At 40.9% G+C, this 22706-nt stretch carries 20 protein-coding genes and 1 other annotated feature; of the genes, 14 read left to right on the top strand and 6 right to left on the bottom strand.

Annotated elements, in window-relative coordinates; genetic code table 11:
* The first annotated feature begins 135 nt into the window (after positions 1–135).
* From hpf to C6Y02_RS02075, 4 genes are all read left to right on the top strand, one after another.
* Positions 136–699, top strand: coding sequence for a ribosome hibernation-promoting factor, HPF/YfiA family (hpf, locus tag C6Y02_RS02090; protein WP_003213481.1), 564 nt, complete (start codon positions 136–138; stop codon positions 697–699).
* A gap of 186 nt (positions 700–885) precedes the next feature.
* Complete coding sequence (gene secA / locus C6Y02_RS02085; protein ID WP_106030560.1) at positions 886–3411, top strand: preprotein translocase subunit SecA; 2526 nt, start codon at positions 886–888, stop codon at positions 3409–3411.
* A 67-nt stretch (positions 3412–3478) separates the two neighbouring features.
* Positions 3479–4580, top strand: a protein-coding gene (gene prfB, locus C6Y02_RS02080; protein WP_106030559.1) for a peptide chain release factor 2 whose coding sequence is annotated in 2 segments (ribosomal slippage) — positions 3479–3550 and positions 3552–4580 — 1101 coding nt in all. Because the reading frame shifts where the segments join, the coding sequence is not laid out codon by codon here.
* 124 nt (positions 4581–4704) lie between these two features.
* The gene (locus tag C6Y02_RS02075; RefSeq protein WP_106030558.1) at positions 4705–6498 is read left to right on the top strand and encodes a M3 family oligoendopeptidase; all 1794 of its coding nucleotides are present in this window, start codon (positions 4705–4707) and stop codon (positions 6496–6498) included.
* Positions 6499–6514: 16 nt separating this feature from the next.
* Here C6Y02_RS02075 and C6Y02_RS02070 read toward each other — a convergent pair whose 3' ends face one another.
* Positions 6515–7249 carry an alpha/beta family hydrolase gene (locus C6Y02_RS02070; RefSeq protein ID WP_106030557.1) on the bottom strand — a complete coding sequence of 245 codons (735 nt, stop codon included), beginning with the start codon at positions 7247–7249 and terminating at the stop codon, positions 6515–6517.
* A 189-nt stretch (positions 7250–7438) separates the two neighbouring features.
* Here C6Y02_RS02070 and C6Y02_RS02065 point away from each other — a divergent pair, with 189 nt between their 5' ends.
* The 5 genes from C6Y02_RS02065 to C6Y02_RS02045 all read left to right on the top strand — a co-directional run bounded on the left by C6Y02_RS02065 (position 7439) and on the right by C6Y02_RS02045 (position 11992).
* Complete coding sequence (locus C6Y02_RS02065; RefSeq protein WP_106030556.1) at positions 7439–8287, top strand: YitT family protein; 849 nt, start codon at positions 7439–7441, stop codon at positions 8285–8287.
* A 48-nt stretch (positions 8288–8335) separates the two neighbouring features.
* Positions 8336–8665 (top strand): cytochrome c551, encoded by a 330-nt coding sequence (cccB, locus tag C6Y02_RS02060; protein WP_106030555.1) that lies wholly within the window; start codon positions 8336–8338, stop codon positions 8663–8665.
* 380 nt (positions 8666–9045) lie between these two features.
* Entirely contained in the window at positions 9046–9732 is a 687-nt protein-coding gene (gene ftsE / locus C6Y02_RS02055) for a cell division ATP-binding protein FtsE (RefSeq protein WP_034660129.1), read from the top strand.
* Positions 9725–10615 carry a permease-like cell division protein FtsX gene (gene ftsX / locus C6Y02_RS02050; RefSeq protein WP_106030554.1) on the top strand — a complete coding sequence of 297 codons (891 nt, stop codon included), beginning with the start codon at positions 9725–9727 and terminating at the stop codon, positions 10613–10615. Before ftsE ends, ftsX begins: the two co-directional genes overlap by 8 nt.
* Positions 10616–10726: 111 nt before the next feature.
* A complete protein-coding gene (locus tag C6Y02_RS02045; protein ID WP_034660127.1) occupies positions 10727–11992 on the top strand; it encodes a murein hydrolase activator EnvC family protein in 1266 nt (421 codons plus the stop codon).
* 50 nt (positions 11993–12042) lie between these two features.
* Here the strand turns inward: C6Y02_RS02045 and C6Y02_RS02040 are convergent, their stop codons facing one another.
* A complete protein-coding gene (locus C6Y02_RS02040; protein ID WP_034660126.1) occupies positions 12043–12783 on the bottom strand; it encodes a sulfite exporter TauE/SafE family protein in 741 nt (246 codons plus the stop codon).
* 153 nt (positions 12784–12936) lie between these two features.
* On the opposite strand from C6Y02_RS02040, the gene ctpB reads away from it, so the two are divergent.
* The 3 genes from ctpB to C6Y02_RS02025 all read left to right on the top strand — a co-directional run bounded on the left by ctpB (position 12937) and on the right by C6Y02_RS02025 (position 16339).
* Positions 12937–14385 carry a carboxy-terminal processing protease CtpB gene (gene ctpB / locus C6Y02_RS02035; RefSeq protein WP_095285735.1) on the top strand — a complete coding sequence of 483 codons (1449 nt, stop codon included), beginning with the start codon at positions 12937–12939 and terminating at the stop codon, positions 14383–14385.
* Positions 14386–14729: 344 nt separating this feature from the next.
* Entirely contained in the window at positions 14730–15083 is a 354-nt protein-coding gene (locus tag C6Y02_RS02030; protein WP_007500014.1) for a swarming motility protein SwrAA, read from the top strand.
* A 68-nt stretch (positions 15084–15151) separates the two neighbouring features.
* Positions 15152–16339 carry a PDZ domain-containing protein gene (locus tag C6Y02_RS02025; RefSeq protein WP_060597377.1) on the top strand — a complete coding sequence of 396 codons (1188 nt, stop codon included), beginning with the start codon at positions 15152–15154 and terminating at the stop codon, positions 16337–16339.
* A gap of 10 nt (positions 16340–16349) precedes the next feature.
* Here the strand turns inward: C6Y02_RS02025 and C6Y02_RS02020 are convergent, their stop codons facing one another.
* A complete protein-coding gene (locus C6Y02_RS02020; RefSeq protein ID WP_106030552.1) occupies positions 16350–16715 on the bottom strand; it encodes a winged helix-turn-helix transcriptional regulator in 366 nt (121 codons plus the stop codon).
* A gap of 229 nt (positions 16716–16944) precedes the next feature.
* Here C6Y02_RS02020 and C6Y02_RS02015 point away from each other — a divergent pair, with 229 nt between their 5' ends.
* Positions 16945–17619 (top strand): NAD(P)H-dependent oxidoreductase, encoded by a 675-nt coding sequence (locus C6Y02_RS02015; protein WP_060597376.1) that lies wholly within the window; start codon positions 16945–16947, stop codon positions 17617–17619.
* Between the two features lie 90 nt (positions 17620–17709).
* Positions 17710–17934: a binding site (T-box leader), on the top strand.
* 75 nt (positions 17935–18009) lie between these two features.
* Entirely contained in the window at positions 18010–19359 is a 1350-nt protein-coding gene (locus tag C6Y02_RS02010; protein WP_034660121.1) for an amino acid permease, read from the top strand.
* A gap of 209 nt (positions 19360–19568) precedes the next feature.
* Here the strand turns inward: C6Y02_RS02010 and C6Y02_RS02005 are convergent, their stop codons facing one another.
* The 3 genes from C6Y02_RS02005 to C6Y02_RS01995 are packed head-to-tail and all read right to left on the bottom strand — an operon-like array spanning position 19569 to position 22647.
* Positions 19569–20984: a HAMP domain-containing sensor histidine kinase gene (locus C6Y02_RS02005; RefSeq protein WP_106030551.1), complete on the bottom strand. Its 1416-nt coding sequence runs from the start codon at positions 20982–20984 to the stop codon at positions 19569–19571.
* A complete protein-coding gene (locus C6Y02_RS02000) occupies positions 20981–21667 on the bottom strand; it encodes a response regulator transcription factor (protein WP_060597374.1) in 687 nt (228 codons plus the stop codon). Before C6Y02_RS02000 ends, C6Y02_RS02005 begins: the two co-directional genes overlap by 4 nt.
* Positions 21664–22647: a YncE family protein gene (locus tag C6Y02_RS01995; protein WP_106030550.1), complete on the bottom strand. Its 984-nt coding sequence runs from the start codon at positions 22645–22647 to the stop codon at positions 21664–21666. The genes C6Y02_RS02000 and C6Y02_RS01995 overlap by 4 nt, the downstream gene beginning before the upstream one ends.
* Positions 22648–22706: the final 59 nt, after the last annotated feature.

The following is a 22706-nucleotide window of genomic DNA, read 5'->3' as shown; positions in this document are numbered from 1 at the left end:
GCAACAGTTGAAGCACCGCAAAATTCGACAAATTTCAATGAATATTCACATTTTTTTTACGTTTGAGCAGGAGAAAAGGAGGGAAAAGTAGAAATAGGTTTACATATCCTTAATTTTAAAGGAGGCGTTCTTTACATGAATTACAATGTCAGAGGAGAAAACATCGACGTAACACCTGCACTAAGAGATCATGTCGAGAAAAAAATTGGAAAGCTGGAGCGTTATTTTGAAACAGACGTAGATGCTTCAGTCAACGTGAACTTGAAGTTTTACAATGATCAAGAATCTAAAGTTGAGGTTACCATTCCAATGACTGATCTAGCACTTCGAGCTGAGGTGCATAATGAAGATATGTACAATGCAGTAGACCTAGCAGCCAGTAAATTAGAACGTCAAATTCGAAAACACAAAACAAAAGTAAACCGTAAATTCCGCGAGCAAGGTGCCAAAAAACACTTATTTGCTGGAGGAAATGGGACGGCTGATGTAGCTGTTCAAGATGACGAAGAAATTGATGAAACAGAAATCGTCAGACAAAAACGATTCAATTTAAAACCGATGGATAGCGAAGAGGCCATTCTTCAAATGAACATGTTAGGTCATAGTTTCTTCGTCTTCACAAATGCTGAGACAAATTTGACCAATGTGGTCTATCGCCGAAATGATGGAAAATATGGACTCATTGAGCCAAACGCTTAATCTGATCTAAAAACAACCTAAAAAAAGTAAACCCGTTCCCTTCATAAGGGGCGGGTTTTTTGTGCGAAATCATTGCAAATTCTTTGGAAATGAAGGAAGGTATGGTATGATAAATGCAGGTAAATATGGACCTGTCAATCTTTTGGACATGCCGAAAAATTGCATGAAATAGAGGAGCGTTATTATATGCTTGGAATCTTAAACAAAGTGTTTGATCCTACGAAACGTACGATCAGCAAATATGAAAAAAAAGCAAATGAAATCGAAGCTCTCGCACAAGATTTCGAGAAATTATCTGACGAGGCTTTACGAAATAAAACGATTGAATTTAAAGAAAAACTTGAAAAAGGACAATCCGTGGATGACCTGTTGGTTGAAGCATTTGCAACGGTTCGCGAGGCATCACGCCGCGTGACAGGAATGTACCCGTTTAAGGTGCAACTCATGGGGGGGATCGCGCTTCATGAAGGCAACATCTCTGAGATGAAAACAGGTGAAGGTAAAACGTTGACATCAACAATGCCTGTTTATTTAAATGCTCTTTCTGGAAAAGGCGTCCACATTGTGACAGTCAACGAATATTTGGCAAGCCGTGATGCAGAGGAAATGGGCAAGATTTTTGAATTTCTTGGCTTAACGGTTGGCTTAAACTTAAACAGCTTAGACAAAGATGAAAAAAGAGAAGCGTATGCCGCTGATATCACGTATTCAACAAACAATGAACTGGGCTTTGACTATTTACGAGATAACATGGTGCTTTACAAAGAGCAAATGGTTCAAAGACCGCTTCATTATGCCGTGATCGATGAGGTTGACTCCATCTTAATTGATGAAGCGAGAACACCTCTTATCATTTCTGGACAAGCTGCGAAATCTACAAAGCTTTACGTACAAGCCAATGCATTTGTTCGTACATTAAAAATAGAAGATGATTTCACATATGATATTAAAACAAAAAGTGTACAGCTAACAGAAAGCGGAATGACGAAGGCGGAAAAAGCATTCGGCATCGAGAACTTATTTGATGTTAAGCATGTTGCGCTGAACCATCACATCGCTCAGGCGCTGAAGGCACATGTTGCGATGCAAAAAGATGTAGATTATGTCGTTGAAGAAGGCCAAGTCGTTATTGTTGACTCTTTTACAGGACGTTTAATGAAAGGACGCCGTTATAGTGAAGGTCTGCATCAAGCTATTGAGGCAAAAGAAGGTCTCGAAGTGCAGAACGAAAGTATGACCCTTGCAACGATTACGTTCCAGAACTACTTCCGTATGTATGAAAAGCTATCTGGTATGACTGGTACAGCGAAAACGGAAGAAGAAGAATTCCGTAACATTTACAACATGCAGGTTGTGACAATTCCGACCAATCAACCAGTGGTTCGTGATGACAGACCTGATTTAATTTACCGCACAATGGAAGGTAAATTTAAAGCAGTGGCTGAGGATGTTGCGCAGCGCTATATGACAGGGCAGCCAGTTCTTGTCGGAACAGTAGCGGTTGAGACATCTGAGCTTATTTCTAAGCTGCTTAAAAATAAAGGGATTCCTCATCAAGTGTTAAATGCGAAAAACCATGAGCGTGAGGCACAAATTATTGAAGAGGCTGGTCAAAAAGGTGCCGTCACCATTGCGACAAACATGGCAGGTCGTGGTACGGACATCAAGCTTGGCGAAGGCGTCAAAGAGCTTGGCGGTCTAGCTGTGATTGGGACAGAGCGTCATGAATCACGACGTATTGATAACCAGCTTCGCGGACGTTCTGGTCGTCAAGGAGACCCAGGGATTACTCAATTCTATCTCTCCATGGAAGATGAATTGATGCGCCGATTTGGTGCAGAGCGCACGATGGCGATGCTTGACCGCTTTGGCATGGATGACTCTACACCTATCCAAAGTAAAATGGTGTCTAAAGCCGTTGAATCATCTCAAAAACGCGTCGAGGGGAACAACTTTGATTCCCGTAAACAGCTTCTGCAATATGACGATGTACTTCGTCAGCAGCGTGAAGTGATTTACAAACAGCGCTTTGAAGTCATCGATTCTGATAACTTAAAATCGATTGTGATCAATATGATGCAATCTTCAATTGAGCGGGCTGTTGGTTCTTATACGCCGAAAGAAGAGCTTCCTGAAGAATGGAAACTAGATGGGCTTGTTGAATTAATCAACACGAACTATTTAGATGAAGGAGCTATTTCGGTCAAAGATATTTATGGCAAAGAAGCAGATGAAATCACCTCCTTCATCATGGATCGTATTAAAGAAAAATACGATGCAAAAGAAGAAACATATGGCGATGAACAAATGCGAGAATTTGAAAAAGTCATCGTTCTTCGTGCGGTGGATTCAAAGTGGATGGATCATATCGATGCAATGGATCAGCTGCGTCAAGGGATTCATTTACGCGCGTATGCACAAACAAATCCGCTTCGTGAGTATCAAATGGAAGGATTTGCGATGTTTGAGCATATGGTTGCTTCAATCGAAGATGATGTAGCCAAATATGTCTTAAAATCAGAAATTCAAAACAACCTAGAACGTGAAGAAGTCGTTCAAGGCCAAACAACTGCTCATCAGCCTCAAGAGGGTGATGAGGAGAAGACAGTGAAAAAGAAGCCGGTACGTAAAGTCGTAGACATTGGGCGAAACTCACCATGTCACTGCGGAAGCGGCAAGAAATATAAAAATTGTCATGGGAAGACAGAATAAGTAATGGAAAGAGGTGAAAACCTCTTTCTATTCATGTCAGCCCCCATACATCTATGAGGTGAAGGATATGGAATTAGTAGAAATTAGACAAGAGCTTGAAAATATGGCTAGCAGGCTAGCTGATTTTAGGGGGTCTCTTTGACCTCGAAACAAAAGAAGCCAAAATTGCAGAACTCGAAGCGACAATGTCAGAAGCTGATTTTTGGAATGATCAGCAAAAGGCACAAGGCGTCATCAATGAAGCCAATGCACTAAAGGATAATGTGAATGCATACCATGAGCTCAGTGAATCTCATGAAGAGCTGCAAATGACACATGACCTATTAAAGGAAGATTATGACGAGGAGCTTCATGCAGAGCTTGAAAAAGAGCTGAAGAACTTAACCAAGCAGTTTAACGAGTTTGAGTTGCAGCTTCTCTTAAGTGAACCATATGATAAAAACAATGCCATTCTTGAGCTTCACCCTGGTGCAGGCGGTACTGAATCACAGGACTGGGGTTCTATGCTTCTGAGAATGTATACTCGCTGGGCAGAGCGCAGAGGCTTTAAGGTTGAAACGCTTGATTATCTTCCTGGTGATGAAGCAGGAATTAAATCTGTGACATTGCTCATCAAAGGGCATAACGCATACGGGTACTTAAAAGCAGAAAAAGGTGTCCATCGTTTGGTTCGTATTTCTCCTTTTGATTCATCTGGCCGCAGGCATACGTCCTTCGTTTCCTGTGATGTCATGCCAGAGTTCAATGAAGAAATTGATATTGATATTCGGACAGAAGATATCAAGGTAGATACGTATCGTGCAAGCGGCGCAGGTGGACAGCATGTCAATACGACTGACTCTGCCGTTCGTATCACACACATACCAACCAATGTTGTGGTCACATGCCAAACAGAAAGGTCACAAATCAAAAACAGAGAACGTGCGATGAAAATGCTGAAATCGAAACTTTATCAAAGACGGATCGAAGAACAGCAGGCTGAATTGGATGAAATTAGAGGAGAGCAGAAAGAAATTGGCTGGGGAAGCCAAATTCGCTCTTATGTATTCCATCCGTATTCTCTTGTGAAAGACCATCGAACCAATACGGAGATGGGAAATGTTCAAGCGGTCATGGATGGAGATTTAGATTCATTTATCGATGCTTACTTACGTTCGAAATTATCATAAAAACTCGGCTTCTTGCTGGGTTTTTTTAATTGTGAGAAAATATAATGAATATAAAGGAATACATACGCCATACTGACTCTATATCCTTTGTATGATGAAATTAGCAAATAAAGGGGGAAATATTTTGGGATTAACACCATTACAAGAGACGTGGGATTTAGATGCCTTTTTTAAAGGAGGCAGTTCTTCACCAGAATTTAAGACATACCTGCAACACATTCAGCAGCTATTAGATGAATTAAGACAAAAGGTCGATGCCTTTTCAAAAGAAGATACACACATTGAAAGCAGGTTAACGTCTGTCCTTGACACGTATGAAACGACATATAAAAAACTGTCTCAAGCAGGTTCATTTGTTTCCTGTCTTCAATCTCAAAATACAAAGGATATGAAGGCTGGCAGTCTTCGAGGTACGATTGCCAAGCTGGAAGCTGATTTAGGTACCATTCTTGCGCTGTTTGATCAAGCGCTTGCTGCCATCTCTCCTAGCAAATGGGAAGATCTCATGAATTCAGAAGCCTTTTCAGATGTGCGCTACATATTAAATGAACGAAGAGAGCGCGTGAAGGATCAATTGCCTGTTGAACAAGAAACATTGATACAAAGATTAGCTGTAGATGGCTACCATGCGTGGGATGATCTTTATTCTAGCTTGGTGAATAAGATTATGATTCCATTTGAACAAGATGGTGTAACGCAGATGATCTCTGTCGGCCAAGCGGAAAATGCGATGGATGATTCAGATCGTGAAGTCAGAAAGGCCGTATATCATAACTTAGAGCACGCATGGACGCAGGATGAACATCTATTTGCAAGCACCCTAAACCATCTGGCAGGTTTTCGTTTACAAGTATATGAAGCAAGAGGCTGGGATCATATTTTAAAAGAGCCGCTTGATATTTGCCGGATGAAACAAGAAACCCTTGATGCAATGTGGTCTGTGATTGATGAACATAAGCAGCCATTCATTGATTACTTACATCGAAAGGCAGATATGCTTGGAGTGGATAAGCTAAGCTGGTTTGATGTTGGGGCTCCTATTGGCAGTGAGACCAAGATTTATCCGTATCAGGAAGCAGCTGCTTTTATTGTGAAACATTTCGCTGGATTTGGAGAAGAGCTTGCTGCCTTTACAGAAAAAGCCTTTAATGAACGCTGGATAGAAGCTGAGGATCGTCCAAATAAACGAGTTGGCGGTTTTTGTACAAATTTCCCTGACAGCGGAGAGTCCCGCATTTTTATGACCTTCTCAGGAAGTCCGTCCAATGTGGCGACACTCGCGCATGAGCTTGGTCATTCGTTCCATCAGGAAGTGATGCAGGATGTTCGCATTCTTAATCGCAAATATGCGATGAATGTAGCTGAAACGGCGTCGACATTCGCAGAAATGATTGTGGCTGATGCTTCATTAAAAGAAGCGGCAAATGAAGAGGAGCGTCTCAGTTTGTTAGAGGATAAGCTGCAGCGGAGTGTAGCATTTTTCATGAACATTCAATCTCGTTTCTTATTTGAACAGCGTTTTTATGAAGAGCGTAAACAAGGAGAAGTGCCGGCGGATCGGTTGAATGAGCTGATGGTAGAAGCGCAGAAGGAAGCCTTCGGTGACTCTTTAGATGAATACCATCCACATTTCTGGGCGTCTAAGCTGCATTTCCATATCACAGGTGTACCGTTTTATAATTTCCCATACACATTTGGCTACATGTTCTCACTAGGGATTTATGCAAAAGCCTTGCGGGCTGGTACTTCGTTTGAAGAGAAGTACATTGCATTACTAAAGGATACAGCTTCAATGACAGTAGAAGATTTGGCTCATAAGCATTTAGGCGTCGATCTTACCCAAAAAGCCTTTTGGGAGGAAGCCATTGGTTTAGCTGTAGCAGACGCTGAAGAGTTTTTAGAAGCGACGAAAAAGTAAAAATGAAAAGCTCCTATTACGGGAGCTTTTTTCCTGGTTTTAGCCATTCAAGCATGGTCTGAATGATATCCTTTTGCTGCGTGAGGGCTGGAATGTCCGCAGGCTGATCACCTTTTTGTTTGCCGTACATGCCAAACTGAGCATGGTTCCCGCCTTTTATTTCATGGTAAACGGTTTGAGACGGCAGATTTGTTTTCGATTTCTTGATTTTCTCTTGTGTCGCAAGCCCATCCTTTTCACCTGATATAGAGAGTACGTTCAAGGACGATGATTTCAAGTTATCTGATGCTGGATAAGACGTAAAGAAAAAGAGACCGTCGAGCTTGCGCTGGTTTTTTTCTGCAAACATAGCGGCAGCTGTTCCGCCTAATGAATGACCGCCAATATACCAGTGTTTGATCGTTTGATGAACTTTCATAATATCGTGTGCTTTGTTTGTATTAAAAATCGCAAACGAAAATGGCATGTCAGGGATAAAGACAGAATAACCTTTTTTCATCAGTTCATTCCCAATATAGGTGTACGCAATTGGTTCCACCTTTGCCCCGGGATAGAGAATAATACCAGTATCGCTTTTTGCTGATGCAAATGTATACACATCGTTTTTATGTTCCACTTGCTCGATGTTCACTTGCTTTTTTAATGCGGCGGATGGTCCGTATGTAAAGCGGCTCCATGTATAGAAAGCACCAAAAGCCAAGATGATCAGTGCAAGTAATGTCATGCCTGTTATCTTCAGGATTTTCTTCATCGCATGTCCCTTCTTTCTCATGTACATATTAAATATACCATCATTTGCTCCTATGCCAAACGGCAAGTACGCTGATCCGTTTGTGTGATAAAGTATTAATCCATTAGCACTGCATTTGGCTGTTATTTACATTCGTTTTAGGAGGGCTTAAAATAGGTGTGCATTCAGAAGTAACGGAGGAAGAAAGACATGAAGCAGGGACATTCACAATTATGGATTGAAGCGAAAAATTACTTGTTCATTTTAATCGGATCAGCCATTGTGGCGATTGGATTTAATACGTTATTATTACCGAATCAGATTGCTGCAGGTGGAGTGAGCGGTATTAGTACGATTATGCAGTCATTCGGCTTTGAGGCGGCGTATGTGCAATGGGGACTCAATATTCCGCTGTTTATCGCTGGTTTTTATTTATTAGGCGGGACATTTGGCGTGAAAACGCTCGTTGGCTCTATTTTTTTACCTTTGATGGTGTTTGTCACAAGACATATTGCACCTGTGACACATGAAGCGCTCTTAGCAGCCATTTTTGGCGGAGTGGTGATTGGGATCGGAATAGGGCTCGTGTTCCTTGGGAATGGATCAACAGGTGGAACGGCGCTCGCTGCCAAAATCATCAATAAATATACAGGTCTCACGCTTGGCACCTGTTTAGCGATGATGGATGGCCTAATTGTCCTGGCTGCGATGACTGCTTTTGGGATTGAAGAGGGACTGTACGCTGTCATTGGTGTGTTTATTTCAAGTAAAACGATTGATGTCGTACAGGCCGGCTTCAGTCATTCGAAAATGGCGATGATCATTACAGGGCATGAGGATGAGGTCAGGCAGGCAGTATTTGATCAAATTGACCGTGGTGTCACAAAGATCTCAGCAGTCGGTGGATATACCGACCATGACCGTCCAATTCTGATGTGTGTCGTTGGGCAGTCACAATTCACAAAGTTGAAACAAGTGGTGAAAGCAATCGATGCATCAGCATTTGTCATCGTAATGGATGCAAAAGAGGTGCTTGGTGAGGGTTTTAAAAGGGCGTAAACAAGGATATAATAGCGTTGACCAAATGATTGTAAGGGAGGGGAATTGATGAAAAAAAGCGGATTAATGATGCTGTTTGCAGTGATGCTTCTTGTTCTTGCGGCTTGTGGAGGAAATTCAAGCAGCAGTGACAAAGAAGGCAGCAAAAGTGCTTCAACTGTGAGCAGTGGTGAGGAAATTTATCAGCAAAACTGTATTGGCTGTCATGGGAAAGACCTATCTGGTGGAGGCGGACCAAGCCTGAAAGAAGTAGGGAAGAAATATAATGAAAGCCAAATCGCAGATATTGCACAGAATGGTAAAGGCTCTATGCCAAGCGGAATGGTAGATGAGAAGCAAGCAAAAGAAGTGGCAAAATGGCTTGCAGAGAAAAAATAAAACCTTTGTCTAATCGACAAGGTTTTTTTGTTTTTATATGTAGAAAAAGATTTTTGAATAGTATGAAAACGTATTATATTAAATTTTATTAAAAAAATAAGGGTAGAAAGACATGTTTATCGGTTTTAATTGTTCCTTTTACCTTTTAACTATAAGTTTTGAAATATAAATGTAATACCATTGCGTCGATTCATGACGTATAATTGGAGTTGTTGAAATTTAGACGATTCATTTTTTTCATCTTTTTGGATGAAAAGGACATAAATTGCTTGTACGTATCGAAGGGTATGTGCGTGACCATACATAACGTTTTTTGACGATAAGTGTCAAAACATCATGATAAGCTGTTATTCAGCAATAAGAAAAGATTAGGTGATTACATGATTGAAATGAAGGAAGTCTACAAGATCTATCCTAACGGTGTAAAGGCGATCAATGGAATCAATGTCTCTATCCACCCAGGAGAGTTTGTGTATGTTGTTGGTCCCAGTGGTGCTGGTAAATCCACTTTCATCAAAATGATGTATCGTGAAGAGAAGCCAACCAAAGGGAAAATCTTAATTAATAGCAGAGATTTAGCCTCAATTAAGGAAAAAGAAATTCCTTACGTAAGAAGAGAAATTGGCGTAGTATTCCAAGATTTCAAACTACTTCCAACCCTCACGGTGTTTGAGAATGTGGCATTTGCTCTTGAAGTCATTGGGGAACAGCCTCATATCATTAAGAAAAAAGTGCTGGATGTACTTGATTTGGTACAGCTCAAGCACAAAGCACGACAATTTCCTGACCAGCTGTCTGGCGGTGAACAGCAGCGTGTATCTATCGCTCGCTCGATCGTGAATAGTCCTGAGGTTGTCATTGCAGATGAGCCGACAGGAAACCTTGATCCAGACACATCTTTGGAAATCATGAAGACACTCGAAGAGATTAATAACCGCGGAACAACAGTCGTCATGGCGACACACAACAAAGAAATTGTAAACAGCATGAAGAAACGTGTCATCGCAATCGAAGATGGAATGATTGTGCGTGACGAAGCAAGAGGGGAGTACGGCATTTATGATTAAAACTCTCTCGCGGCATTTACGTGAGAGCTTCCGTTCACTTGGAAGAAACACGTGGATGACATTTGCATCAATTAGTGCGGTCACTGTCACATTGATTTTAGTTGGGGTTTTTCTTGTGATTATGCTCAACTTGAATAACATGGCATCGAACGCTGAAAAAGAAGTAGAAGTAAAAGTGTTAATCGAATTAACGGCGAATCAAAAGCAGCAGGATGAATTAAAAGCAGAAATTGAGAAGATTCCTGAAATCAGTGATGTGAAGTACTCATCTAAAGATGACGAACTAAAAGCGCTGATTAAAAGCTTTGGTGAAAATGGACAATCCATGGGACTTGTTGATCAAGAAAACCCATTAAACGATGCGTTTATTGTGAAAACATCTGATCCACACGATACACCAAAAGTAGCGAAGAAATTAGAAAACTTAAAGGGTACGTATAAAGTAACCTATGGAAAAGAAGAAGTCAGCCGACTCTTTAATGTGGTCGGAGTGGCGCGAAATGTAGGTATTGCGCTCATTATTGGGCTTTTATTTACAGCCATGTTCTTGATCTCTAATACGATCAAAATTACGATTTTTGCTAGACGTAAAGAAATCGAGATTATGAAACTCGTAGGTGCAACGAACTGGTTTATCCGCTGGCCATTCTTTATTGAAGGATTACTGCTTGGTGTATTTGGTTCTATTATACCAATCGCTCTATTGCTTGGCACATATCAATATGCAGTGGGCTGGGTGGCACCGAGAGTACAAGGCTCATTTATTTCCATGCTTCCATATAACCCGTTTGTCTATCAAGTTTCACTGGTCCTTCTATTGATCGGTGCAACCATTGGTGTATGGGGAAGCTTGACGTCCATCCGTAAATTCTTAAAAGTATAAATCTATTTTTGATGGCAGCACTCGAGAATTTGATAGAAGGTGTGACCGGTTGAACCGATTCATCCGGTCGACTCTTTATGCAGGCAGTTGTCATAGGAGGGGAATATCGTTTTGAAAAGAAAGCTGATGATGGCTGGAATGGCAGCGTTTATTGGAACAACGTGGCTATACATTCCAGGGAACGAGAATCGTGCATTCGCATACGAAGACCTAGATCAAAAACGTCAACAAATCGAAGAGAAAACATCAAAGACTGAATCCACTTTGAAGAAAAAGAAATCAGAGCTGGCTAAGCTTGAAAAGAAAGAATCCAAGCTCAAAAAAGAAATTGAAAAGATTGACCACAAGGTAAGTGCTGCAACTGAAAAAGTCGCTGAAAAAGAAAAAGAAGTCAAACAAACGAAGCAAGAGATCAAGAAACTAAAAAAAGACATTCAAGTCATCAATGATCGAATTGAAAAAAGAAAAGCTATATTCAAAGATCGAATTCGTTCGATGCAAAAAAGCGGCGGTACGATCAACTATTTAGATGTGCTGCTGGGTGCTCGCAGCTTTAGTGATTTTGTCGGTCGTGTTGGAGCTGTCACAACCATTGTCGAAGCAGACAAAGACATGATTACAGAACATGAAAATGATTTAAAGCTGGTGGAGCAAAAAGAAGCAGAGCTAAATAATCAGCTAAATGGACTTGAAACATCTCTGAAAGAGCTAGAAGAGTTGAAAAAGGATTTGTCTAAACAGCAAAAAGAAAAAGAGAAAATCTTAGGGGATGTAACAGATAAAAAGAACCATGCCCATGATGAATTAGGCAAACTTGAAAATGAACAAGAAATTCTAGCGAACCAAAAAGCGGCTGTGAAGTCTGAGGAAGCACGCCGCCAAAAGGAAGAAGCGAAGAGAGCAGAACAAGCAGCTGCTGAAAAAAGTGCACCTGCACCTCAAAGCGGCGGCTCGGATCAAGTATCTGATACACCAGCAAGCAGCTCCGGCTTTATTAAACCAGCTGCTGGCCGATTCTCATCTGGCTTTGGCGGACGTTCAGGCGGACAGCACTACGGTTTAGATATTGCAGCAAAAGGCACAGTATCTGTCGTCGCAGCTGCAGCTGGAACAGTCACGAACTCAAGCTACTCATCGAGCTACGGGAATGTGATATTCATTACGCATAATATCAATGGACAGACCTATCAAACGGTATATGCCCACCTGTCTACAAGAAGTGTGTCCACAGGGCAGAGAGTCGAGCAAGGACAATTCCTTGGATATATGGGGAATACAGGCCAATCACATGGTCAGCATCTCCACTTTGAAATTCATAAAGGATTATGGAATGGCGCTAAATCAAATGCAGTCAATCCAGCGCAATATATCCGTTAATCAAAAAGCCGATAACATCATGTTATCGGCCTTTTTGATTCTAAATGAAATTAAAATAACAGCAGTAAACCGGCAATAATAGGTGTTAACAGTACAGCCGATTTCAATAAGAGCTTCGGTGCAAGGCGTGTGAATTTTGCGCCAATAAATGCCCCTAATACTGTTCCGATTAAAATTTGAATCAGCAAGATAAAATCAACATAGCCCTCTGTAATATATCCAATTCCACCACCGATGGAAATCGGAATAATGACAAGCATTGTCGTGCCAACTGCCTGTCGAATGGAAAGTCTCAGTAAAATCAAAAGTCCTACTTGAATAAATGGTGCAGACCCGATACCAAACATACCTGACAGCAATCCGGATACAAGTCCTAAAATAATACCCCTTATGAGCAGCTGACGTGAAGAAAGCGGCTGATGCTCAGTGTCTTCCTTAAGAACAAATAATTTGATCATCATAAACACAGCGGATAAAAAGAGCATTCCAGCTGTTAAATAGTGCAGACTTTCTTCTGGAATAAAAGGAGCAACCTTAGCTCCTGCAAAAGAAGCAACACAAGCCAAAGCTCCGACAATCAAACCAGATTTCAGCTGAATATTCCCTTCCCGGTAGTGGCTGTATGCACCTGATAACGTCGTAAATGCCATTGCGGCTAAAGACGTCCCGAGTGCGGTATGGATAGGGATATCAAAAATTAACGTAAGCAATGCGATGACAAAACCAGCCCCGCCTGCTCCTACAAATCCTAATAAAATTCCTAATAAAAGCATCGTCAATATAATATACATAGCGAAGACTCCTTCTCGATCATAACAAAATAAAAATTACACCTAATGAAATGATTAGTCAAGCCTTCGCGGGAGAATGTCTTTACATGAAATCCCTTCTTCTGGCATATAATAACTCAGGTCATCAGGAAGAGTTGAAGAAGGAGGCCAAATATGAAAAAACAAATCGCATCTATTATGGCAAGTGTCGTTCTATTAATAAGTGCAGGGGTGATGACGCATAAAGAGGGAACTCATGCGGAGTCACCGCAAGCAGCTGTTGCAATGGCTGGACAAGCTCAATCAAGTGATAAGGCGAAAGAGAATGGGATGGAGAAAATCGAGAAAGCCTATGACCTGATATCGAATGAATATGTAGAGGAAGTGGATCGCCAAAAGCTGCTTGAAGGCGCCATTCAAGGAATGCTTTCAACTTTAAATGATCCGTATTCAGTATACATGGACAAGCAAACCGCCAAGCAATTTTCTGATTCGCTTGATTCTTCTTTTGAGGGAATTGGGGCAGAAGTGGGAATGGATGAAGGAAAAATCATTATCGTCTCTGCCTTTAAAAAATCCCCTGCGGCAAAAGCAGGTCTAAAGCCGAAAGATGAAATCATCAGCATTGATGGTGAGCCGATGAAAGAAAAAAGCTTAAACGATGCTGTACTGAAAATCAGAGGAAAAAAAGGAACATCTGTCGCTCTGAAAATCAGACGAAATGGGATTGAAAAAGAGTTAACATTCCATATCAAACGAGAAGAAATTCCGCTTGAAACCGTGACTTCTTCTGTGAAAGAGGTAAATGGTCATAAAACGGGCTATATCGCGATCTCTAGCTTTTCTGAAGATACTGCGAAGGATTTCACGTCAAGCCTGAAACAACTCGAGAAAAAGGGCATAGAAGGTCTTGTGCTGGATGTGAGAGGGAACCCTGGCGGCTATCTGCAAAGTGTAGAAGACATTTTGAAGCATTTTATTACGAAGGATCAGCCTTATATTCAAATTGCAGAACGGAACGGCGACAGGAAACGGTATTTTTCAAAACGGAAAGAACAGAAGCCTTATCCAGTCAATGTCTTAATCGATAAAGGCAGTGCATCCGCTTCTGAAATACTTGCTGGTGCTATGAAAGAAGCCGGAAAATATGAAGTCGTCGGTGATGTCTCCTTTGGGAAAGGCACTGTGCAGCAGGCGGTTCCAATGGGTGACGGCAGTAACATTAAATTAACGCTGTATAAATGGCTCACGCCAAAAGGGAATTGGATTCACAAAAAAGGTGTCGTACCGACAATTGCGATTCATCAGCCAGATTACTTTACCGTAGGCCCACTTCAACTGAAAGAACCGCTTCAGCTGGATATGAACAATGAAGAAGTGAGACAAGCACAGACGCTGTTAAAGGGATTGTCATTCGACCCCGGCAGAGTAGACGGCTACTTTGATGAAGAAACGAAAAAGGCAGTTCTAGCCTTCCAAAGCACATACAATCTCGATAAATCAGGTGTGATTGATCTGAAGACAGCGAAAATGATGAACAAAATGGTGGATGAAGTGAAATCCTATGAGAAAAATGATCTTCAACTGCAGACTGCACTAAAAGCACTATATCTTAAAAAATAAAGAGGCGAATAAATGCCTCTTTTTTTTGGTTCATAAGTGTCACGAACATGTAATAGTTTATTCTTAAAAATAAATTATATCGAGAAATATATTCATTTATTTTACAAAAAACATAACATTCCTTCGATTTTACCCGATAACATATTTATATAAGAGACTTTCTGTTGATTTAAACATGTCATGAAAATGAAACTTTTGAAAGTTGTATGTTACATAAATAATTCTTACAATATAAAGTAGCACTCATTTTAAATATTTTATTTTTTGCGGATATTCAGCTTGAGCATTAAGCTGTACCGAGGTTTGCGCTTTTCTTAAAAGAACTAGTAAATGGGGGTACACAATTGAAAAGGGCAAGTATTGTGAGAGAGAAAAAATATTACGAGTTGGTAGAGGAGCTTAAGAGTCGTACGAAAGATGTGACGTTTTCCGCTACAAAGGCATTAAGTCTGCTCATGCTGTTAAGCAGGTACTTGGTCAATTACACAACGGTAGAATCAGTCGACGAAATCGATGAAGACTGTGCTGAGATATACTTCAATTATTTAATGGATAATCATAAGAGACTTGGTATAAACTTAACCGACATCAAGAGGTCGATGCAGCTGCTCGGCGGCATACTAGATGTAGATGTCAATCACTACTTAAAAGATTTTTCACTGTCGAATGTCACACTTTGGATGAATCAGGAGAAATAAACCTGGTGTCAAGCATCGATTTATTTGATAGAATAAGAGAAAATGCTTGACTTGGGCGGTGAACGATAATGAGCTCGGAGTGGATGGGAGCTGGATTAAAAGCGGTCGGTCTGTTTTTAATCCACCCTCTTTTTTATTTCATGATATTAATCAGCCTGTTACATGGCTACATCCGCGTAAAGCGGGAGAGAAAAGCGTTTCAAACAAGAATAGAAGATGTATACGATGAACTTAAATTTACATATTCAAAGGGATGGATTCTAGGGATTTGCCTATCCGTCATTTCAGTAGGCTTAGGGATTTCCCTCCCGCCTGGATTCATCGTGCTGATTGCAGCGATGACCATCGTTTGCTCTTTATTCTTTAAGGCGAGTGCGCTTTCGTCTGCATACACACTCGGTTTCAGTTTTATTGCGGCACTTGGACTAATGTATGTCCAAGTGAGCCATTCTTGGCTGCCGCAGCTCTCAATGATGAATGCATCAGCCGTTGTTATTTTGCTAGGTCTTTTATTAATGACCGAGGGGATTCTAGCCTATCGAACGGCGCATTTACGAACATCGCCTGCAATGGTGATGAGTGCGAGAGGACTTTTGATTGGCCAGCAGCGGGCAAACCGCCTGTGGCTTTTACCGCTTGTTTTGCTGATGCCGGCAGGTGAATTTACTTCTTCTCTGCCATGGTGGCCGGTGCTTCAAGTACACGATCAAAGCTTTTCATTTATTTTGATTCCATACATCATCGGTTTCGGGCAGCGGATTCAAGGATCACTGCCAATTGTGAGCATTCAAATTACGGCACGGCGTATTCTCATGCTTGGACTTGCTGTTGCTTTACTAGGTGCTGCAAGTATTTGGTTTGAGCCGATTGCATGGGGAGCTGTATTGATAGCGATTGTCGGAAGAGCTTTCCTCTCATGGAAACAGAGAGTCAATGACAATGCGGCTCCATTCTACTTCTCTAAGCGTAATCAAGGGCTGATGGTGCTGGGAATCATTCCGAATACACCTGCAGCTGATTTAAAGCTTGAGATCGGAGAAGTCATTACAAAGGTGAATGGAATTGAAGTCAAAACCGTTTCGGAATTTTACGAAGCCCTTCAAACCAATCGTGCTCTGACAAAGCTTGAGATCATTGGCTTGAATGGTCAGACAAGGTTTGAGAAACGCGCTTCTTACGAAGGGGAGCATCATCAGCTTGGCATCCTGTTTGTGAAGGATGATCCACAGCAAGAATCAACGGCGATTTCATCATAAAAAAAAGCTGCTAGAGATGGCAGCTTTTTTCTTTTGGGCGAGCTTCTTTTCCATAGGATTCGCCCCATTCACGCATAGCGAAGATGATGGGTTTTAAAGTATCTCCAAGAGAAGTGAGTGAATATTCGACACGAGGAGGGACCTCCTCATAGACTTTTCTGTGAACAACGCCGTCTTGTTCTAGCTCGCGCAATTGCAGCGTGAGAACACGCTGAGAAATTCTTGGCAGAAGCCGGCGTAATTCGTTGTATCGTTTTGGACCGCAAGTCAAATGATAAAGGATCACTCCTTTCCATTTTCCTCCTATTACACTCGTTGTGGTTGAAACGGGACAGCCATGATTGACAATACTGATTGGATTGGATGGTGCACTCATCTTTACACTCCTTTCTAAGACGAAATGGGTGATAAACGAACATGATTGTACCTAACGAACAAAAATGTGCGTACTTGAATCAATGGAAGCTTTTCTTTTACCATAGAGATATCACATCACACATTCGGGCTGTTTGTTTTATTATCATAACAATTTCTATATGGGAATGGAAAGAAATTGGATTGATGAAACTTCTCACCCTAATCGTTCACTAGAAAGGATGAATACCATGCGAGACAAAGAGCAATTAAAAAAAGAAATCATTGAGGCGTATGAATTCCGTCATGCGACAAAAGAGTTTGACCCGACGAAAAAGATTCCAGAAGATGACTTTGCGTTCATTTTAGAAACAGGAAGACTTTCCCCAAGCTCTGTCGGATTTGAGCCTTGGAAATTTCTCATCGTTCAAAATGAAGCATTTAGAGAGAAATTAAAAGAATATACATGGGGTGCGCAAAAGCAGCTGCCAACTGCCAGCCATTTTGTGATCATTTTGGCAAGAACAGACGCCCGGTATGATTCAGCATATGCAGAATACATCAACAAGGAAATCAAGGGAATGACAGACGAAACGTTTGAAATGGTAAAAGAACGCTACAAAGAATTCCAAGAGAATGATCTTCATTTGATGGAAAATGACCGTACGCTCTTCGATTGGGCTTCCAAACAAACGTATATTGCCCTTGGAAATATGATGACAGCCGCGGCACAAATCGGCATTGATTCATGCCCTGTTGAGGGATTCAGCTACGATGAGATTCATCGTATTCTTAAGGAAGAAGAATTACTTGAAGGTGGTCAGTACGACATCTCTGTCATGGCAGCCTTTGGGTATCGAGTCATTGAGCCAAAGCGCGGCAAAACGCGTCGTCCGATGGATGAAGTAGCCGTTTGGATTCGTTAAAAGAAAATGTCTGAAAAAGGCTGTTGACAATTGCGTGGTTAGTCAGTATATTTAAAAAATAAAATCTTTGATAAATAGACAAATTGACTATAAAACGCTTTGACTTGAGAATAGTAAATGAATATCCGTTTTCTAAGAGAGCTGCGGGATGGTGCAACGCAGTAAAACGAATCATTGAACTCGCTCAAGGAGCGGCAAGACTGAATGAATAGTAAGTCTTTACGTGTGACCTCCGTTATCGGGTTTCAAGTTGGATTCAGCTATGTCTGAATCAATAAGAGTGGTAACGCGGTTGCAAGGTCAGTCGTCTCTTCAAGGAGATGACTGGCCTTTTTATATGCTTTTATCTTATATTTGTCTGAAGATTCAAATTTAAAGGAGCTATAGAAAATGGAAAAGGAACATGTGCAGTTAAAACGAACAATGACGTCAAGGCATATCATGATGCTCGCACTTGGCGGTGCCATCGGTGCTGGTCTGTTTAAAGGAAGCAGTTCTGCCATTGATATCGCGGGTCCTGCTGTCATTTTGGCATATATGATTGGTGGTCTTATTTTATTATTTATTATGCAAGGACTTGCCGAAATGACGGTTGCACGACCTGGCGCTAGAACATTTCGTGATTTAATTGAACCTGTGTTAGGCAAATACCCCGCCTATTTCTTAGACTGGATCTATTGGAAAATGTGGGTGCTGAACATTGCAGCAGAAGCGATCGTGTCTGCAATCTTTATTCAGTACTGGTTCCCGCAAGTACCAATATGGACACTTGTGTTAATCATTTCACTTGTTGTGACATTGATCAATGTTTGTTCAGTCAAAATGTTTGCTGAGACAGAATACTGGTTAGCCTCTATAAAAATTGCTGTCATTCTTTTATTTATTATCATTGGGTTAACGATGCTGTTTGTCTCATTCGGACAGCATGCAGCACCGGGATTATCCAACTTAACCGACCACGGGGGATTTTTCCCGAATGGAACGGGCGGCTTAATTGCGGCAATGCTGGTGGTCGTGTATTCATATGGGGGAACTGAAATGATTGGGGTCACATTAGCAGAAACAAAAAATCCTGAAAAAGTCATCCCAAAGGCCATTCAAAGTACATTTGTACGAATCATCGGTTTTTATGTACTTCCGTTCTTCATCATCGTCAGCTTGATTCCTTGGAATCAAGTAAACAATGAGCAAGTGAGTCCATTCGTCACGGTGTTTGCAACGATTGGTGTGCCATATGCAAGTGATATCATGAACGGGATTATTTTACTAGCGATCTTGTCTTCTATGAACTCTGGTCTGTATGCTTCTTCAAGGGTACTATTTACACAGGCGATGGATGGCCGTGTATGGAAGGGTTTTTCTAAGCTGTCGAAACAGCAGGTGCCAGTCAGAGCGATTCTAGTATGTACATCTACTTTGTATGCAGCCGTATTAATCTCTCTTTTTGTAGGAAGTCAAACCTTTAATTATTTAATGGGATCTTTAAGCTACACAGTCTTATTCATCTGGTTTATTATTGCTGTTGGGCATCTAAAGTCTCGAAGCGTAACAGCACCAGGAGGATATCGCGTCAAGCTGTATCCTTTCACGACATGGTTTTCTGTCATTGCGATCATTGCCATTTTTATTGGCGTAGTATCAACAACTCCGATCGTCCAAACCTTGGTCACAATGGGTATCTATCTCATCATCACTCTTTCTTTCTTCATCAATAGAAAGCGGTTTGAAACAGTTGTTTAATTTAAAAGCGTGCAGGACTTTTGAAGAAGGTCTGGCACGCTTTTTTAATAGTTTTATTGTTTGAACTGAAGCAATCGACTCTCCTTTTGAAAGGAATTGATGCATAAAAGTAGATGATCAAAAAGGGGCTGAAAATAGCTGTTCGAATTTAGACGACTGATGCACATATATGGATCAAGCGAATGACCCTACCTATAAAATCTAATTTGTTATATCAAAGGCAGGTTTTCATCGATCGGAGTATTTGGCAGCTGAATGATGGCTGTCGTACTGCATCCTGGCTCAGATTGAATATCGAACGTGCCATGATGTTTTTTCATGATTTGATAGACAATGGCTAGTCCAAGACCGGAGCCGCCATCTTTTCTCGTACGTGCCTTATTTACTCGGTAAAATCGCTCAGAAACATGTGGAAGGTCTTCTTTTGGAATGCCGTTGCCCTCATCTGTCACTCTCAATTCAGCCATATGCTGGTGAACTAGTAATTCAATCGAGATCGATTTTCCAGAGGGAGTGTAATGAATGGCATTGTCCAGTAAATTACGAACCACTTGTTGCAGCCGATCGCTATCGCCATACACAATACAATCCTCATCAAGTGTTCGTTTCAGATAAATGCCTTTTTGATTAGCGATAAATGCCATTTGATCAAGAACGTCATGAATCAGCTGTGCAAAGACAATTGGCTCCATCGTTAGTGGATAAGAATCACCTTCTAGCTGCGCAAGGTCTAAAAGATCGTGAACAAGCCGGCTTAAACGTGCGGCCTCATCCTGGATGATGTGCATTCCTTTTTTTTGATCAATGATCCCTTCTTCAATTCCTTCAGCATATCCTTTCATATAACTTAGCGGAGTCCGAAGTTCGTGAGAGACATTCGCAAGAAATTCCCTGCGGTGCTGCTCAACTTTTTCAAGGGTAGAAGACAGTTTGTTAAAGGAGCGGCTCAGCTGGTTTAACTCATCTCCGTTTTTGGTCACAGCCATACGTTTTGAAAAATCACCAGATTCCATTTCCATAGCAATTTCTTTCATTTGATTAATTGTCCGCACGACTTTATTGGAGCTTTTATATCCGATAAAGAAAATCAGGAGCAGGATCAATAAAATGGATATGCCAAGTGTCAATCTGATTTGGACAAAGGGTTCATACACATCCGATAAGGGCATGGATAGAAAAATTGTCCCCGATAGCTCATCTTTGCTTGAGAAAACAGGGATAGCGATGCCAAGAATATCTTGATGAAACTGTGAGTGTTCTCTAATCAGCACGACGGTTTCCCCTTGAAGGAGCTTTTGGCGTTCCTTGAACGTAATGAGATTATCATTTGTGTTCGTATCAAAAGGAAGACCACTTGAAAGCTCCATTGGGTCATCTGTAAAAATAATGTTCGCCTGACTTGAGTCGTTTGCCCATTTTATTCTATCGGTAAAATACGTATCTTTCCCGTGTTTATGATAGATTTGTGCCAACTTTTTACCTTGTAAACTTAAGGAATCGATCTGTTTATCAATATATAAGTGCTGGTATAAGTAATAGGTAAGGGCAAGAGCTGAGGCAGCAACGATTCCGGTCACTACAAGGATTAAGAAGAGCACTTTCTTTTTAATCGATAAAGGCTTCATTCTTCCTCCTCAAACTTATAGCCGACACCCCAAACGGTTTTAATATGCCGTTCCGCTCCCTTTAATTTCAGTCGTAGCGTTTTGATATGTGTATCGACTGTTCGTAAAGAGCCGCTCGTGGAATGTGATTCCCACAATTTTTGATAGAGCTGTTCTCGTGAAAACACTTGGCCTTGATTGAGTAAAAGAAACATGAGTAAATCGAATTCTCTTCTAGTTAAATTAATGGGCTCCTGATGGATATAGACTTGTCTGCCATCCTGATCAATCTCCATGTCACCAATCTGTATTCGGCTGCGCTTTAGCGAAAGACCTCTAATTCGTCTCAAGGTTGTTTCAATTCTTGCTGCAAGCTCACGTAGACTGAAAGGCTTCATGATGTAGTCATCCGCACCAATTTCTAGACCTCTAATTCGATCCTCCTCATAACTTCTAGCTGTTAAGAATAAAATGGGGATTTGAGATGTTTGCCGAATACGCTGACAGACTTCAAATCCATCCATATCAGGCATCATGATATCCAGTACAACAAGGTCAACGGGTTCCTTTTCAAGCTGACGTAAGGCATCCATTCCATTATTAGCTGTGATGATGTGAAAGCCTTGTCTCTTTAAAAAGGATCCGATTAACTCAAGCATATCGAACTCATCGTCTACGATTAAAATATGCATTTGTTCTTTCATTTCTTTTCCTCCAACACGATAGCATAAGGTCCTGATGGGACATTCAGTCGATTTTTCATCATGAATGTATGTTTATCGATAATTGATACTGAATTGTCATCTAAGTTACTCACATATATTGATGTGGTATCAGCGGTGATATAATTCGGGTTTTGACCAGTTTCAACAGAAGCAAGCTGCTTATTTGTCTCTGTATCTACTTTGTATAGCGTATGATCTCCATGACAAAGTACATATAAAGTAGAAGAATTTTTCTCTGAAAAGAATGCAACGGGCATAACGCCTAGTTTCATTTCTCGCTGCTTTTTACCTGTTTTTGGGTCGTAAGAAAAAATGCTTTTATTTAAGGTACCTTGTTTACCGTGTCCACCGACCCAAATGGACTTTCCATCAAAATGAATACCAGAAGGCCGTTCAAGTACAGAGAACGTACGTATATGTTTTTGCTTCTCAATATCTATGACGGAGACAGTATGACTTTCTGCATTTAAAACAAATAAAGTACCTGAAGAAGAAAGTGTCATAGAAGAAGGTAACTTTCCGGTCTTCACAGTTGCTTTTATTTTTTTACGCTGCGTATCAATAAAATAAACGACATTTTTCTGTGTATCCGCTGCAATTAAGGTGTGAGAAGCTGCATCATATGTAAGAGAAGTCAGCCCTTTATTCACATCCATATAATCTGTTGCTGTACCTTTTTTTAAATTAATTTCGATAAGCGATTCTCCTTCTTTACTTGTTGCAATGATGACGTCTTTGTTGATTTGGATAAGGTCAGTGAGCGGATGTTTTAAATCAACGGAAGAGATCATTTTATTCTTTTGTAAATCAACTATTGAAAAGGAAGCTTTTTTTAATTGAGAGATGACCGCGATCGATTGAGAGCTGCCAGGTGGATTAAATTGCTGGTCTTTGCCACAGCCTGACAGGAATAATACTAGAGCTGATAAACAGATCAAAACATATTTTGCACGTTCCATTCTTCCGCTCCTTTGCGTCCTATATTTTCAAAAAGCATACCACAAAAATTGTGAAAAAA

This window comes from Bacillus sp. NMCC4, from assembly GCF_002998555.1.
GTDB lineage: Bacteria > Bacillota > Bacilli > Bacillales > Bacillaceae > Bacillus.
This window is presented reverse-complemented; position numbering and strand designations above follow the sequence as displayed.